The sequence below is a fragment of the Actinomadura madurae genome, assembly GCF_900115095.1.
Lineage (GTDB): Bacteria > Actinomycetota > Actinomycetes > Streptosporangiales > Streptosporangiaceae > Spirillospora > Spirillospora madurae.
In genome coordinates this window covers 44,508-59,605 of sequence record NZ_FOVH01000006.1, presented here as the reverse complement: position 1 = coordinate 59,605, position 15,098 = coordinate 44,508, and the positions used below count along the sequence as shown (strand labels likewise).

The window sequence follows — 15,098 nt, the reverse complement described above, 5'->3', positions numbered from 1 at the left end:
CCGCCGGCCCGTGAACGGCCCTTTCAGGCTTTCACCGGCCGTCCGGGGACGGGGGTCCATTCGGCGCCTTCGGGAAGGTCGAGGCCGAGCCCCGGGCTCGTCTCCAGCAGGTCGAGGAAGTGCCGGACGGCCGGGGCCCGCGGCCGCCGCGGGTCGGACACGACGCCGATCGGGCGGGAGAGCGCGGGCCGTTCGAGCCGCCGCCGCTCCAGCCGCGCGAACTCGATGAGCGGGAGCACCAGCCCGGGGACGGCCGACACCCCGAGCCCGGCCGCCGCGAGCCCGGCGACGGCGGCGATGTTGCGGGCCTCGGTGACGGGGCCGGGCCGGGCGCCCGCCTCCCGCAGGCCGCGGTCGGCGAAGCTGCGGACACTGCTGGCCCGGTCGAACGCGATGAACTCGTGGCCGCCGAGCGCGGACCAGGGGACGGGCTCGTCCGGGCCGCCGCGGCCGAGCGGGTGGCCGGGCGGGAAGACGCAGAAGAAGTGGTCGGCGGCGATCTGGCGGAAGGCGAGCGGGCCCGGCGGCTCGGTGAGCACGGTGACCGCGAGGTCGGCGTGCCCGGCGTCGACGCGCTCCAGCACCTGGCCGAGCAGGGCGTCCTCGATCTGCACGCGGACCCCGGGCCGGTCGCGCCGGTACCGGGAGACGACGGCCGGCAGCAGCGTCGCCGCGAGGGACGGCAGCGTGGCGATGCGGACCTGCCCGCGGGTGCCGGCGAGGAAGCCGCTGAAATGGTTGATGCCGCGGTCGAACTCGCCGACTATCCGCTCGGCGACCCCGGCGAACTCGTGCCCGGCCGGCGTGAGCAGGACCTGGCGGGTCGTCCGCTCGAACAGCGTGACGCCGACCCGGCGCTCCACATCCGCGACGGTCCGGCTGAGCGAGGACTGGGCGAGCCGCATCCGCTCCCCCGCCGCGGTGAAGCCCCCCTCGCGCGCCACCGCGAGCACGGCCCGGAGCTGCTGGATGGTCAGGTCCATGCGCACCACCCGATTCATGCGTCGACCACATCAATGCATGTCCAATTGATGTTGGACCTACAAGAGTGCCGTGGCTCACACTCGTGGGCAACCCGGACAAGGGAGGTCCCCATGGTGGCCACGCTGGGCTTCGTGACCATCGGGCTGTTTCTCGCCCTGACTGTCACGCGGCGGCTGTCGGTGCTGCTCGCCCTGGTGCTGGTGCCGGTCGCGACCGCGCTGATCGGCGGCTTCGGCGGCGAGCTCGGCGCGATGGTCGCGGACGGGGTGGTGAAGGTGGCCCCGGTCGCCATCATGATCACGTTCGCCGTGCTGTACTTCAGCCTGATGATCGACACCGGCCTGTTCGACCCGGCGATCCGGCGGGTGCTGCGCTGGGCCGCGGGCGACCCGATGCGGATCACCGTCGGCACCGCGGTGCTGACCCTGTGCGTGGCGCTCGACGGCGACGGCGCGTCCACCTTCCTCATCACGGTGTCCGCGCTGCTGCCGATCTACAAGCGGCTCGGAATGCGGCCGCTCGTGCTGTCCGGCGTGGTGTGCCTGGGCGCTGGGGTGATGAACCTCGTCCCGTGGGGCGGCCCGACGGCGCGCGCCATGGCCGCGTTGAAGATGGACAGCTCCGAGCTGTTCGTGCCGCTGCTGCCCGCGATGGCGGCCGGCATCGCCTGGGTGCTGTTCGCCGCGTACATGATCGGGCGGCGGGAGCGGGCGCGGCTGCGGGAGGAGGGCCGCGGCGAGGTCGTCCTGGAGCCCGGCGCCGAGCCCGGCGAGGAGACCGGGGTGCCCGGCGGCGGCCCGGGGACCCCCGCCGCGGCCGACCTGCGGGCGCCCGCCGGATGGCGGCTCTGGTTCAACCTGGCGCTGACGGCCGCGCTGATCGTCGCGCTGGTCGCGGAGCTGATGCCGCTGGAGGTGCTGTTCGTGCTGGCCTTCGCGATCGCGGTCCTGGTGAACCGGCCGGCCTGGGCGCAGCAGCGGGAGCTGCTGGACCGGCACGGCCCGAACGTCGTGCTGGTCACCACGATGATCTTCGCGGCCGGGGTGTTCACCGGCATCCTCGGCGGCACCGGAATGATCAAGGAGATGGCGGAGGCGCTGGTGTCGGCCGTCCCGGACGGGGCCGGGGGCCTGCTGCCGACCGCCACGGCGGTGACGAGCATGCCGCTCAGCCTCGTCTTCACCCCGGACGCCTACTACTTCGGCGTGATGCCGGTGATCGCCGAGACGGCGTCCGGCCTCGGCGGCGACCCCGCCGAGATCGGCCGGGCGGCGCTGCTGGGCCAGATGACCACCGGCTTCCCGCTGAGCCCGCTGACCGCGTCCACCTTCATCCTGGTCGGGATGACGAGGGTCGAGCTGGGGTCGCACCAGCGGTTCATCTTCGGCTGGGCGTTCGGGACGACGATCGTCATGACCGCGGCGGCCCTGCTCACCGGGGCCATCACGGCGTGACCGGCGATTCGGGGGACCCCATGACACGACCGGAGGACCCGCGCACGGTGCGGGTCGGGAGCGGCGCGGGCTTCGAGGGCGACCGGATCGCCCCGGCCGTGGACCTCGCCGAGCGCGGGAACCTGGACGCGCTCGTCCTGGAATGCCTGGCCGAGCGGACCATCGCGCTCGGCCAGCGGCGCCGCCTCGCCGACCCCGCCCAGGGGTACGACCCGCGCCTGCGCGCCCGCCTGGAGGCGCTGCTGCCTCCGGCGTCGCGGGCCGGCGCGCCGATCCTGTCCAACATGGGCGCCGCCAACCCGCGCGCCGCCGGGCGGGCCGCCCTGGAGATCGCGGCCGGGCTCGGGCTGGGCGGCCTGCGGATCGCGGTCGTCACCGGCGACGACGTGCTCGACCGGCTCGACCTGGACGCGCCCGCGCTGGAGGACGGCCGGCCGCTCGGCGAGCACGGCCCGGTCATCTCGGCCAACGCCTACCTCGGCGCCGACGCCCTGCTGCCCGCCCTCGACGCGGGCGCGGACCTGGTGATCACGGGCCGGGTCGCCGACCCCTCGCTGTTCCTCGCGCCGATCGCGCACCGGCTCGGCTGGGAGGCCGCGGACTGGCCGCGGATCGCCGCCGGGACGCTGGTCGGCCACCTGCTGGAGTGCGCGGGGCAGATCACCGGCGGGTACTTCGCCGACCCCGGGTACAAGGACGTCCCGGGCCTGGCCGACCTCGGCTTCCCGTTCGCCGACGTCCGCGCCGACGGGTCCGCGACGATCGGCAAGCTGCCCGGCACCGGCGGCGTCGTCTCCCGCGCGACCGTCCGGGAGCAGCTCCTGTACGAGATCACGGACCCGGCCGCCTACCGGACCCCGGACGTCCTGCTGGACGTGCGGGGCGTCACCGTCGAGGAGACCGGCCCCGACCGCGTCCTCGTGCGGGGCGCCGCGGGGCGTCCGCGCCCGGAGGCGCTGAAGGTCAGCGTCGGCTACCACGCCGGCCACCGCGCCGAGGCCGAGATCTCCTACGTGGGGCCGAACGCCCGGCGCCGGGCGGAGCTGGCCGCGCGGATCGTCGAGGAGAGGCTCGCCCGCGCGGGCGTCCGGCCGCGGCTGGACCTGATCGGGACCCTGCCCGCGGAGCCGCGGGACGGCCGGGCGGGCGAGTGCCGGCTGCGGGTCGCCGCGCTGGCCCCCGACCCGGGCCGCGCCGGCGACGTGTGCCACGAGGTCGAGGCCCTCTACACCAACGGCCCGGCGGGCGGCGGCGGCGTCCGCACGCGGGTCGACGACGTCATCGGCATCGTGTCGGCGCTGCTGCCCCGCGAGGCCGTCGCCCCCGCCACCGAGATCCTGGAGGTCCCCGTTGCGCGTCCCGGCGAACCGGCGCACCCCACTGCATGAGATCGCGCACGCCCGCGCCGGCGACAAGGGCGACACCTCGACGCTGTCGGTGTTCCCGTACCGCGACGAGCACTATCCGGACCTCGTCCGGGAGCTGACCGCCGGCGCGGTGCGGCGGCACCTCGGGGACCGCGTGCGCGGCGAGGTCGTCCGCCACGAGCTGCCGAACCTGTGCGCGCTGCTGTTCGTCTGCCGCCAGTCGCTGGACGGCGGCGTCACCACGTCGCTGGCCCTGGACGCGCACGGCAAGGGCCTCAGCTCGATCCTGCTGTCCCTGGAGATCGAGGTCGGGGAGATCGAGGTCAGCCCTTCGTCGCCCCCGCGGTGAGCCCTCCGATCAGCTGCCGCTCGGCCAGCGCGTAGAAGGCGATGGCGGGCACCATGGCGAGCACGATGTAGGCGATGACGAGCGCGTAGTCCGTCGAGTACTGCCCCTGGAACTGCTGGATGCCGACGGGGATCGTCTGCCATTTCGGGTCGGCCAGCACCAGCAGCGGCAGGAAGAAGTTGTTCCAGCTCGTCACGATGGCGAGGACGGACACGGTGCCGAGGGCGGGTCTCGCCATCGGCAGCAGGATGCGCCAGAAGAAGCCGAGCCGGGTGCAGCCGTCCATGATGGCGGCCTCCTCCAGCTCCCCGGGGATCGTCCGGAAGAAGGACCTCAGGATGATGATCGTGATGGGGAGCGCGAACGCGGCCTGCGGCAGGATGATGCCGAGCGGGTTGTCCAGCAGCCCGAACGAGCGCAGCAGGACGAACAGCGGCAGCACCGCCACCGCGGGCGGGAACATCAGCCCCGCCGCGAACAGCGTGAAGAACAGCTCGCGGCCCCGGAAGGCGTAGCGGGCGAACGCGAACGCCGCGAGCGCCGACGCCGCGACGGTGATCAGCGTGGTGGCCACGGCGACCAGGACGCTGTTGCCGATCTGCCGCCAGAAGTCGCCGGACGACAGGATGCCGGTGTAGTTCGACACCTTCCACGGATCCGGCAGCCCGAACGGGTCCGAGGTGAGGTCGCCGGTGGTCTTGAAGCCGGAGACCACCGCGTACAGCAGGGGCACGACGACGAAGGAGCCGAGCACCCACACCAGCGTGTGCCGGGACAGGCTCCGTGCGAGGCTCGCCCTCATCGGCGGCCTCCCGCGGAGGTGACCGCGCCCTGCAGGTCGCGGCGCAGCGCGTAGCGCTGGTACAGCAGGGAGAAGGCCATGCAGATGAGGAACATGGCGACGCTGATCGCGCCCGCGTAGCCCATCTGGTAGCGCTTGAAGCCGAACTGGAACATGGTGACGGCCATCGTCTCCGTGGAGTGCGTCGGCCCGCCCGTCGTGGTGACCCACACGAGGTCGAACAACTGGATGGAGCCGATGACGGACAGGAACACGCTGATGCGCAGCGTCGGGGCGAGCAGCGGAAGCGTGACGCTGCGGAACCGCCGCCACGGGCTGGCCCCGTCGATCGAGGCCGCCTCCAGCACCTCCGACGGGATGCCCTGCAGGCCCGCGAGGTAGATCATCATGTGGAAGCCGAAGTACTTCCACGTCATGACGGCGAAGAGGGTGGGCAGCGCGGTGTCGGGGTCGGCGAACCACTTGCCGGCGAGGCCGCCGAGCAGCGGCAGGTCCTCGACGATCTTGTCGGCCAGCCCGTCGCCCGGCAGGAAGATGATGCCGAACAGGACGCCTGCGATCACCTCGGACAGGATGTAGGGCGCGAAGAAGACGGCCCGGTAGATGGCCCGGCCGCGCATCCGCTGGTTGAGCAGGACGGCCGTGCCGAGCGCGATCGGCAGCTGGACGGCCACCGAGAACACGATGATCAGCAGGCCGCGCCACAGGTCGCCGCGGAAGACGGGGTCGTCGGCGAGCTTGCGGTAGTTGCCGAGCCCGACGAAGTCCTCGGGCCAGCCGAAGCCGCCCCAGCGGAAGAAGCTCGTGTAGAACGCGACGAAGATCGGGATCAGGACGAAGAAGAAGAACAGCAGCAGCGCGGGCAGCAGGAACCAGGTGGTCGAGGTCCAGGCGCGCAGCCGCTGCCCCACCGACGCCTTGGGGCCCCGCCTGCGCGGGGCCCGGGCGGCGTGCCGCGGCCGGTCGTCGGTCGTGGCGGACAGGGTCATTGGCTCTTGGCCACCTTGGTGACCGACTCCGTGACCTGCTGGGGCGTCTTCTTGCCGGCGATGAGCGCCGCGACGCTGTCGTTGACCTCCTGGCCGACGGCGGGCGGGAAGGCCTGGTCGAGGTAGAGCTGGAAGCCGGTGGAGGCGTTCAGCGCGTCGGCGACCAGCTTGCGGTTCTTGTCGAGCTCGCTCTCGGCGCCCTTCACGACCGGCATGAAGGCGCCCGAGGACACGAGCTTCTTCTCGTTCTCCTGGTTCATCAGGAAGGCCAGGAAGTCGATGGCCTCCTTGGGCGCGTCCTTGCTGAGCGCGTGCCCGTTGCCGCCGCCGAACACCTCGGTCGCCTGGCCCTGGCCGCCCTCCACGGTCGGGAACGGGAACCAGCCGAGGTCGTCGCCGAGGTCCTTGCCGGAGGCGTCCTTCTGCACCGCGGGCGCCCACTGGCCCATCAGCTCCATGGCGGCCTTGCCGGCGCCCATGGTCGCGGCCTGCCCGCCGGGGGTGTCGTAGCCGGCGTTCTGGAAGCCCTTCTGGAAGGGCTGCAGGTCGGCGAGCTCCTTGACCTTCTGGCCCGCGGTGACGAAGCCGGCGCCGCCGAAGTCGTTGGCCTTCTCGGCCTGCTGCAGCGCGGGCAGGCCGCCGATGCGCATCGCGAGGTAGGCCCAGTAGTACATCTCCGGCCACTTGTCCTTGCCCGCGATCGCGATGGGGGTGACCCCCGCGGACTTGAGCTTGCGGACGGCGTCCAGGTACTCCGACCAGGTCTTGGGGGTGCCCTCGATCCCGGCCTTCTTGAAGAGGGCCTTGTTGTACCAGAAGCCCACACCGCCCATGTCGTAGGGGATGGCGTAGGTCTTGCCGTCGAACTGGTACGGCTTCTGCGACACCGGCGTCATGGTGTTCAGGATGGCCTTGCCGTCCGAGGTGACGTCCTTCACCAGGCCGGCGTCGATCTGCTGCTTGAGGACGCCGCCGCCCCAGGTGACGAAGATGTCCGGCAGCTTCCCGGAGGCGGTGAGCGCCGTCATCTTCGACTTGAACGCCTCGTTCTCCAGGTTGGTCAGCTTGATCTTGACGTTCGGGTGCGAGGCCTCGTAGGCCTTGGCGATCTGCGGATAGAGCGTCTGGGACGGCTCGGTGGTCGCGATGTCCATCCACTCGATGGTGACCGTGCCGCCCTCCGAGTCGCCGTCGCCGCAGGCGGCGAGGAGGGGCGCGGCGGTGGCCACCACCGCGCCCGCGGAGATCGCGGTCAGGAAGGAACGGCGCGACAGGTGAGGGATGCCCATGGTGGCCTCCTGGATCGGGGGGTGGGCTTGGCCTGAGCGGCGGGACGGGGACACCGTCCCGCTTCGAAAAATTTCGAAAGTCTTCGAGAGTGCCGTTGCCGTGGAACTCTAAGAAAGGGGCACCCCAGGGTCAAGGCTTCGCCCTGCGTTGACCGAAATGAAACCTGAAGAACGCGGCACTCGGGGGCTAGGAGAGAGCGAAACATTGCGATACTGTTCGCAATCGTTTCCTCGGGGAGGAGTGAAGCGTGCCCGTGCGCACCGACGAGATGCCGGACCCGCCGTCCCGGCCGACGCTGGCCCTGATCGCGTCCGAGGCGGGGGTCTCCCCCGCCACCGTCTCCAAGGTCCTCAACGGACGGACCGACGTGGCCGCCGCGACCCGCGAGCGGGTGGAGGCGCTGCTGCGCACCCACAACTACCCGGGCCCGGGCGGTGCGCGCCGCGCCCGCAGGTCCGGCCTGATCGACCTGGTCCTGGCCGGCCTCGACAGCCCGTGGGCGGTGGAGATCCTGCGCGGCGTGGAGGCCGAGTGCGCCGAGCACGGCACCGGCGTCGTCGTGTCGCTCGTCCGCGAGGACGACGCGCGCCCGCCGAGCTGGCAGAACCTGCCCGCGCTGCACCACAGCGACGGCGTCATCCTGGTGACGTCCCGGATGACGCGCCGCCAGCGCGACCAGCTCGAACGGGCGGGGGTCGGGCTCGTCCTGGTCGACCCGGTGAACCTGCCCGACACCGAGATCGCCAGCGTCGGCGCGACGAACTGGGCGGGCGGGCTGGCCGCCACCGAGCACCTGATCGGGCTCGGCCACCGCCGCGTCGGGATGATCGGCGGCCCCGCCGACATGCTCTGCACGCAGGCCCGCGTGGACGGCTACCGCACGGCGCTGGAGCGCGCCGGGATCGAGGTCGACAAGGACCTCGTCCGGTACGGCGACTTCCACCACCGGGGCGGCTTCGCCCGCACCCGCGAGCTGCTGGCGCTGCCCGACCCGCCGACCGCGATCTTCGCGGGCAGCGACGAGCAGGCCATGGGCGCCTACCAGGCGGCCCGGCTCGCCGGCCTGCGCATCCCCGAGGATCTGAGCGTCGTCGGCTTCGACGACCTGCCGACCTGCGAGTGGCTGTCGCCACCGCTGACGACCGTGCGCCAGCCGCTGGAGGAGATGGGCCGCGTCGCGGCCCGCACGCTGCTCCAGCTTCTGGACGGGCGGCCGCCGCTGACGCCCCGGGTGGAGCTGGCCACCGACCTGCGTGTCCGCGCCTCCACCGCCCCGCCGCCCCCTTCGGAGGATGCCAAGTGAGCGAAGCGATCCGGGGGGTCGTCCCCGCGCCCGCGACACAGACCGGAGCCGACCCCGCCGCGCCCGCGGCCCGCGAGCCCTGGCGGGACCGCGGGCTGCCGGTCGCCGAGCGGGTCGCCGACCTGCTGGCCCGGATGACGCCGGAGGAGAAGGCGGGCCAGCTCGCCGGCTTCTGGGCGATGCCCGCCGAGGCGGGCGCGCCCGTGGCGCCGATGGAGGACGACTCGCACGAGCCCGCCCCGCCCCTGGAGGAGGTGCTGGACCGCGGCCTCGGCCAGCTCACCCGCGTGTTCGGCACCCTGCCCGTCGCGGCCGCGGACGGCGCCGCCCGGCTCCGCGAGCTGCAGGGCCGCGTCGCCGCCGGGAACCGGTTCGGCATCCCGGCGATCGCGCACGAGGAGTGCCTCAACGGCTTCATGACGTGGGGCGCCACCGTGTTCCCCAGCCCGCCCGCGTGGGGCGCCACCTTCGACGCGGAGCTGGTCGCCGAGATCGCCGCGGCGATCGGCGCGAGCATGCGGGCGGCCGGCGTCCACCAGGGCCTCGCCCCCGTGCTGGACGTCGTCCGCGACGCCCGCTGGGGCCGCACGGAGGAGTGCATCGGCGAGGACCCGTACCTGGTCGGGGTCCTCGGCACCGCCTACGTCGAGGCCCTGGAACGGTCGGGCATCGTCACGACCCTCAAGCACTTCGCCGGCTACTCCGCCTCCCGCGCCGGACGGAACATGGCCCCGACGCCGATCGGGCCGCGCGAGTTCGCCGACGTCGTCCTGGAGCCGTTCGTGATGGCGCTGCGCGAGGGCGGCGCCCGCTCGGTGATGCACTCCTACACCGACGTGGACGGGATGCCCGCCGCCGCCGACGAGCGGCTGCTGACCACCCTGCTGCGCGAGGAGCTGGGCTTCGAGGGCGTCGTCGTCGCCGACTACTTCGGCATCTCGTTCCTGGAGAGCCGGCACCGGGTGGCCGGGTCGCGGGGCGAGGCCGCCGCGCTCGCGCTGCGCGCCGGCATCGACATGGAGCTGCCGACCGTCCGCTGCTACGGCACGCCGCTGATCGAGAAGATCCGGGAGGGCGAGGTCCCCGCGGACCTGCTCGACCGCGCCGCCGCCCGCGTCCTCACCCTGAAGGCCGAGCTCGGCCTGCTGGACGAGGTCCCCGCGGACGGCGACGGGGCGGCCCTGGACTTCGACCCTCCCGAGCACCGCGCGCTGGCGCGGCGGGCGGCCGAGGAGTCGGTCGTCCTGCTGTCCAACGACGGCGTGCTGCCGCTGCGCTCCGGCTCCGGGGTCGTCCTGGCCGGGCCGCTCGCGGACGACCCGTTCGGGATGCTGGGCTGCTACACCTTCCCCAGCCATGTCGGCCGCGAGCATCCGGAGCTCGGGCTCGGCGTCGACATCCCGACGCTGGCGGACGCCCTGCGGGCGGAGCTGCCCGGCGTCCGCGTGGCCGCCTCCGACGACGTGTTCGTCGCCGACGACGCCGACATCGACAAGGCCGTCGCGGCGGCGCGGGACGCCGAGGTGTGCGTGCTCGCGCTCGGCGACCGGGCGGGGCTGTTCGGCCGCGGCACGTCCGGGGAGGGCTGCGACACCGAGACGCTCGCGCTCCCGGGGCGGCAGGCGGAGCTGGCAGCGGCCGTCCTGGACACCGGCACCCCCACGGTCATCGTGATGCTCACCGGGCGCCCGTACGCGATCGAGTCGATCGCCGACCGGGCCGCCGCCGTCGTGCAGGCGTTCTTCCCCGGCGAGGAGGGCGGCCGGGCCGTCGCCGGGCTCCTCGCGGGACGCGTGGAGCCGTCCGGGCGGATGCCGATCAGCGTGCCGCGCCGCGCGTCCGGCCCGCCCGTCACCTACCTGCGGTCGCTGATGGACGGCGGGCACGACTGGAGCGTGGTCGACCCCGTCCCGCTGTACCCGTTCGGCCACGGCCTGACCTGGACGTCCTTCGAGTACGAGGAGCTGAGGACGGGCGAGCGGGCGGCGACCGACGGGACGGTCTCGGTCGGCGCCGTCGTCCGCAACACCGGGGACCGCGCGGGCACGGAGGTCGTCCAGCTGTACCTGTCGGACCCGGTCGCGTCGGTGGTGCGGCCGGCGCGCTGGCTCGCCGGGTGGGCCCGGATCCGGCTGGAGCCGGGCGAGGCCGCCCGGATCGAGTTCGAGGTGCACGCCGACCGGACCTCCTTCACCGGCCCGGACCTGCGGCGCATCGTCGAGCCCGGCGTGGTCGAGGTGGCGGTCGGCCGGTCGAGCGCCGACCTGCCGCTGCGGGGCTCGTTCACGCTGGAGGGACCGATCCGGGAACTCGGCACCGACCGCGTCCTCACCGTCCCCGTGAAGGTCACACCGCTATGACCCGGTTCGCCAACCCGGTGCTGCCCGGATGCCATCCGGACCCGTCGATCTGCCGCGTCGGCGACGACTTCTACCTGGTGACGTCGACGTTCGAATGGTTCCCGGGACTGCCGGTGTTCCACAGCCGCGACCTGGTGCACTGGCGGCAGGCCGGGCACGCGCTGCACCGGCCCGACCAGCTTCCGCTCGACGGCGTGCCCGCGTCCGGCGGCCTGTACGCGCCGACGCTCCGCCACCACGACGGCACGTTCTACCTGGTCTGCACCCTGGTGGACGGGACGGAGTGGTCGGGGCACTTCGTGCTGACCGCGACCGACCCCGCCGGGCCCTGGTCGGACGCGCACCGGCTGGAGGGCGCGGGCATCGACCCGTCCCTGTTCTTCGACGACGACGGCCGCGCCTGGTGCACCGGCACGCGGCTCACCGGGCGCTACGAGGGCCACACGGAGATCTGGCTGCGCGAGTTCGACCCGTCCGCCCTGGAACTGACCGGGGAGGAGCACGTCATCTGGGACGGGGCGGTGAAGGGCGCGATCTGGTCCGAGGGCTCGCACCTTTACAAGATCGACGGGCGGTACCTGCTGCTCACCGCCGAGGGAGGCACGGCTCTCGACCACGCGGTGATGGTCGCGCGGGCCGACGCCGTCACGGGACCTTACGAGGGGAACCCGCGCAACCCGGTGCTGACCCACCGCGACCTCGCCGCCGGTCATCCGGTCGTCGGGACCGGGCACGCGGACCTCGTGGAGACTCCGGACGGCGAGTGGTGGATGGTGCTCCTCGCGATGCGCCCGCACCACGGCGACCGGTGCGCCCTCGGCCGGGAGACGTTCCTGACCCGGGTCACCTGGGAGGACGGGTGGCCGGTCACCGGCGGCCGGATCGAGCCGGCCCCCGCGGCCCCGTCGCTGCCGCCGCGTCCGTGGCCGGCCGTCCCGGCGTGCGACCACTTCGACGGGCCCGAACTGGACCCCGCGTGGAACATGCTGCGCCCTCCGCGCGAGCGGTGGTGGAGCCTGGCCGAGCGTCCCGGGCACCTGCGGCTGCGCGTCCGCCCGGAGACCCTCGCCGACACCGCCAACCCGTCGTTCGTCGGGCGGCGGCAGCGGCACCACGACTTCGCCGCCTTCACCGCCCTCGACTTCGCGCCCGCCGACGACGAGTGGGCGGGGCTCGCGCTCGTCCAGAACAACGACTTCCACGTGCTGCTGGTCTCGACGGGCCAGGGGCTCCGCCTCGTCAAGCGGGAGCAGGGCGTCGAGACGGTGCTCGCCAAGGGGCCCGCCGCCCACGGGGCCGTCCGGCTCGGGTTCGAGGCCCACGGCCGCTGGTACCGGGCGTCATACGCCGTGGAGGCGGGGGCCTGGACGCCCTTCGGCGAACCCCTGGACGGCGACATCCTGACCAGCCAGGTCGCGGGCGGTTTCACCGGCGCCTACATCGGCCTGTACGCCACCTCGCACGGCCGGGCGAGCACGAACCACGCCGACTTCGCCTGGTTCGAGTACGTCCCGCTCTAGAGGAGCAGCGCCGGGTCGGCGATCACCCGTTCCACGACGAGCCCGGCGGCGCCGAGGACGGCGGCGCCCTCGGCGAGGCCGGACACCTCGATCGGCGGCGCGCCCCGCCGCAGCGACCCGGAGCCCTCCGCGAGGACGGCCCGCAGCGGCGGCCGGACCCACGCGGCGAGCGGGGAGAAGACCCCGCCGAGCACGATGGCGTCGGGGTCGAGGAGGTTGACGACCGAGGCGAGCGCGGCGCCGAGCGCCCGGCCCGCCCCGGTCACGGCGGCCAGCGCGGCCTCGTCCCCCGCGTCGAGGCGGGCGACGAGGCGGCCCACCGAGCCCCCGGGACCCGCGGCCGGCCGCGTGACCGGCAGGCCCGCCGCGCGCAGCAGCGCCTCCTGGCCCGCGATCTGCTCCAGGCATCCGCGCCCGCCGCAGGAGCAGGCGGGGCCGGACGGGTCGGCCACGAGGTGCCCGAGCTCGCCGGCGAAGCCGTGGGCGCCGCGGAACACCCGGCCGTCCACGACGATGCCCGCGCCGATCCCGATCTCGCCGGAGACGTGCACGAAGTCGCCGAGGCGGGCGCCGCCGCCGAACCACAGCTCGCCGAGGGCCGCGAGGTTGGCCTCGTTGTCGTACTCGGCGGGAAGGGCCGTGGCCAGGCCGGGGGCGCCCGCGACGGGGACGTCCGCCCAGCCGAGGTTCGGGGCGTGCCGCACCACCCCGTTCTCGCGGTCGAGCATGCCGGGCAGGGCGACCGCCGCGCCGGCGACGGCCAGCCCCTGCCCCGCGGCGGCGGCGACCGCCTCGTCGGCGAGCGCGGACAGGGCGGCGAGGACGGCGGCGGGCTCGCGGCCGCGGTTGTCGGCGCTGACCACGTGCCGGTAGCGGACCTGCTTGGCCAGGTCGAGGACGCAGGCCGCGAGGTAGTCGACGTTGACCTCCAGGCCGAGCCCGGCGGCGCCGCCGCCGTGGACGGACACGCCCACGCCGGGGCGGCCGCGCTCCCCCTCGTGGACGGGCGCCCCGTCCCGGACCAGCCCCGCGCCCTCCAGCAGGGCGACCAGATTGGACACGGTCGTCTTGGTGAAGCCCGTGAGCTCGGCGAGGCGGGCCCGCGTGACGGGCTGGTGCCGCGCCACGTGCTCCAGGACGACGGCGAGGTTCCGCTCCCGCATCGTCGCGTGCCTGACCGGGCCTTTCGGGGACTTCGTCATGGATGAACCCTAAATGAATCGCATGTATAGGCAGGGTGGAGGCCCTCTGCTACGTTAATTAGTCCAAGCTCTTTACGAAAGGGGGGCGGGATGACCGGGAGCCTGGTCGCGGGCGTCGACTCCTCGACGCAGTCGACGAAGGTCGTCCTGTGCCGCGCCGAGGACGGCACCGTCGTGGCGGAGGCGTCCGCCCCGCACCCGGACGGCACCGAGTGCCACCCCGACCACTGGTGGGCGGCCCTGTCCCAGGTCCGGGAGCTGCTCGAACGGGCCGACGCGGTCGCGGTCGCCGCGCAGCAGCACGGCATGGTCGCGCTGGACGGCGCGGGCGACGTCGTCCGGCCGGCCCTGCTCTGGAACGACACGCGCTCGGCGCCCCAGGCCCGCGCCCTCGTCGCCGAGCTCGGCGGGCCGAAGTCGTGGGCGGAGCGGACCGGCAGCGTGCCGCTGGCGTCGTTCACCGTGACCAAGCTGCGCTGGATGGCCGAGCACGAGCCCGGCAACGCGCGCCGCACCGAGCGGGTGATGCTCCCGCACGACTGGCTGACGCTGAGGCTCGGCGCCCGCGAGCCGGTCACCGACCGGGGCGACGCGTCCGGCACCGGCTACTGGTCCCCCGCGACCGGCGCCTACCTGCCCGAGCTGCTGCGCGCGGCGCTCGGCCACGACGCGGAGCCCCCGCGCGTCGCCGCCCCGGGCGAGCGGGTCGGCGAGACGGCCTGGGGCGCCGCGCTCGGGCCGGGCACCGGCGACAACATGGGCGCCGCCCTCGGCCTCGGCCTGCGTCCCGGCGACGTCGTGGTGTCGATCGGCACGTCCGGGACGGCGTTCGCGGTCGCCGCCGATCCCGCCGCCGACCCGTCCGGCCTCGTCGCGGGCTTCGCCGACGCCACCGGCCGGTTCCTGCCCCTCGTCTGCACCCTGAACGCCGCGCGGATCCTGTCGGCCGCCGCCGCGATGACCGGGGCCTCGCTGGACGAGCTGTCCGCGCTGGCCCTCGCCGCCGGACCCGGCGCCGGCGGGGTGACGCTGCTGCCCTACCTCGACGGCGAGCGCACCCCCGACCGCCCGGACGCGACCGGCGTCCTCGCCGGGCTGACCACGGCCAACGCCACCCGGGAGAACCTGGCGCGGGCGGCGGTGGAGGCGCTGCTGTGCTCGCTCGCCGACGCCGTCGACCACCTCGCCGCGCAGGGCGTCCGGCCGCGCCGCACGCTGCTGATCGGCGGCGGCGCCCGCTCCGCGGCCGTGCGCGCCCTCGCCCCGGCGATCCTCGGGACCCCGGTGACCGTCCCCGAGCCGGCCGAGTACGTCGCGCTCGGCGCCGCCCGCCAGGCCGCCTGGGTCCTCGCCGGGACGCCCGAGCCGCCCGCCTGGCCCGCACCGCCCGCCACCGAGCACACCAGCGAGCACTCCGGGGCGGAGGTCCGCGAGCGCTACGCCGCGCTGCGCGACTCCGCGCCGCAGATCTGAGGAGG

The 15,098-nt window shown here is 74.2% G+C and carries 12 protein-coding genes; 7 read left to right on the top strand and 5 right to left on the bottom strand.

What is annotated here, in order from left to right; all coding sequences use genetic code 11:
- Window positions 1–23 precede the first annotated feature (23 nt).
- Window positions 24–1,001: a LysR family transcriptional regulator gene (locus BM339_RS18600; protein ID WP_218163687.1), complete on the bottom strand. Its 978-nt coding sequence runs from the start codon at window positions 999–1,001 to the stop codon at window positions 24–26.
- 93 nt (window positions 1,002–1,094) lie between these two features.
- Between BM339_RS18600 and BM339_RS18595 the strand changes: the two genes are divergently transcribed.
- From BM339_RS18595 to BM339_RS18585, 3 genes are read left to right on the top strand one after another with little or no spacing between them, the layout of a single operon-like run.
- Window positions 1,095–2,438 carry a CitMHS family transporter gene (locus BM339_RS18595; protein WP_024934927.1) on the top strand — a complete coding sequence of 448 codons (1,344 nt, stop codon included), beginning with the start codon at window positions 1,095–1,097 and terminating at the stop codon, window positions 2,436–2,438.
- Between the two features lie 20 nt (window positions 2,439–2,458).
- Window positions 2,459–3,826 carry an acyclic terpene utilization AtuA family protein gene (locus tag BM339_RS18590; RefSeq protein ID WP_033331182.1) on the top strand — a complete coding sequence of 456 codons (1,368 nt, stop codon included), beginning with the start codon at window positions 2,459–2,461 and terminating at the stop codon, window positions 3,824–3,826.
- Window positions 3,789–4,154: an AtuA-related protein gene (locus BM339_RS18585; protein ID WP_021598347.1), complete on the top strand. Its 366-nt coding sequence runs from the start codon at window positions 3,789–3,791 to the stop codon at window positions 4,152–4,154. Before BM339_RS18590 ends, BM339_RS18585 begins: the two co-directional genes overlap by 38 nt.
- On the opposite strand, the gene BM339_RS18580 is transcribed toward BM339_RS18585, so the two are convergent.
- The 3 genes from BM339_RS18580 to BM339_RS18570 are packed head-to-tail and all read right to left on the bottom strand — an operon-like array spanning window position 4,129 to window position 7,234.
- A complete protein-coding gene (locus tag BM339_RS18580) occupies window positions 4,129–4,956 on the bottom strand; it encodes a carbohydrate ABC transporter permease (RefSeq protein ID WP_021598346.1) in 828 nt (275 codons plus the stop codon). The two genes, BM339_RS18585 and BM339_RS18580, sit on opposite strands and share 26 nt — an antisense overlap.
- Window positions 4,953–5,945 carry a carbohydrate ABC transporter permease gene (locus BM339_RS18575; RefSeq protein WP_021598345.1) on the bottom strand — a complete coding sequence of 331 codons (993 nt, stop codon included), beginning with the start codon at window positions 5,943–5,945 and terminating at the stop codon, window positions 4,953–4,955. The genes BM339_RS18580 and BM339_RS18575 overlap by 4 nt, the downstream gene beginning before the upstream one ends.
- Window positions 5,942–7,234: an ABC transporter substrate-binding protein gene (locus BM339_RS18570; RefSeq protein ID WP_021598344.1), complete on the bottom strand. Its 1,293-nt coding sequence runs from the start codon at window positions 7,232–7,234 to the stop codon at window positions 5,942–5,944. The genes BM339_RS18575 and BM339_RS18570 overlap by 4 nt, the downstream gene beginning before the upstream one ends.
- 269 nt (window positions 7,235–7,503) lie before the next feature.
- Here BM339_RS18570 and BM339_RS18565 point away from each other — a divergent pair, with 269 nt between their 5' ends.
- The 3 genes from BM339_RS18565 to BM339_RS18555 are packed head-to-tail and all read left to right on the top strand — an operon-like array spanning window position 7,504 to window position 12,418.
- The gene (locus BM339_RS18565) at window positions 7,504–8,538 is read left to right on the top strand and encodes a LacI family DNA-binding transcriptional regulator (RefSeq protein ID WP_024934929.1); all 1,035 of its coding nucleotides are present in this window, start codon (window positions 7,504–7,506) and stop codon (window positions 8,536–8,538) included.
- A complete protein-coding gene (locus BM339_RS18560) occupies window positions 8,535–10,898 on the top strand; it encodes a glycoside hydrolase family 3 N-terminal domain-containing protein (protein WP_337959920.1) in 2,364 nt (787 codons plus the stop codon). Before BM339_RS18565 ends, BM339_RS18560 begins: the two co-directional genes overlap by 4 nt.
- Window positions 10,895–12,418, top strand: coding sequence for a glycoside hydrolase family 43 protein (locus tag BM339_RS18555; RefSeq protein WP_075021672.1), 1,524 nt, complete (start codon window positions 10,895–10,897; stop codon window positions 12,416–12,418). The genes BM339_RS18560 and BM339_RS18555 overlap by 4 nt, the downstream gene beginning before the upstream one ends.
- Here BM339_RS18555 and BM339_RS18550 read toward each other — a convergent pair.
- Window positions 12,415–13,620, bottom strand: a complete 1,206-nt coding sequence (locus BM339_RS18550; protein WP_033331136.1) for an ROK family transcriptional regulator — start codon at window positions 13,618–13,620, stop codon at window positions 12,415–12,417. The two genes, BM339_RS18555 and BM339_RS18550, sit on opposite strands and share 4 nt — an antisense overlap.
- A gap of 90 nt (window positions 13,621–13,710) precedes the next feature.
- On the opposite strand from BM339_RS18550, the gene xylB reads away from it, so the two are divergent.
- Window positions 13,711–15,093 carry a xylulokinase gene (gene xylB / locus BM339_RS18545; RefSeq protein ID WP_033331138.1) on the top strand — a complete coding sequence of 461 codons (1,383 nt, stop codon included), beginning with the start codon at window positions 13,711–13,713 and terminating at the stop codon, window positions 15,091–15,093.
- Window positions 15,094–15,098 lie beyond the last annotated feature (5 nt).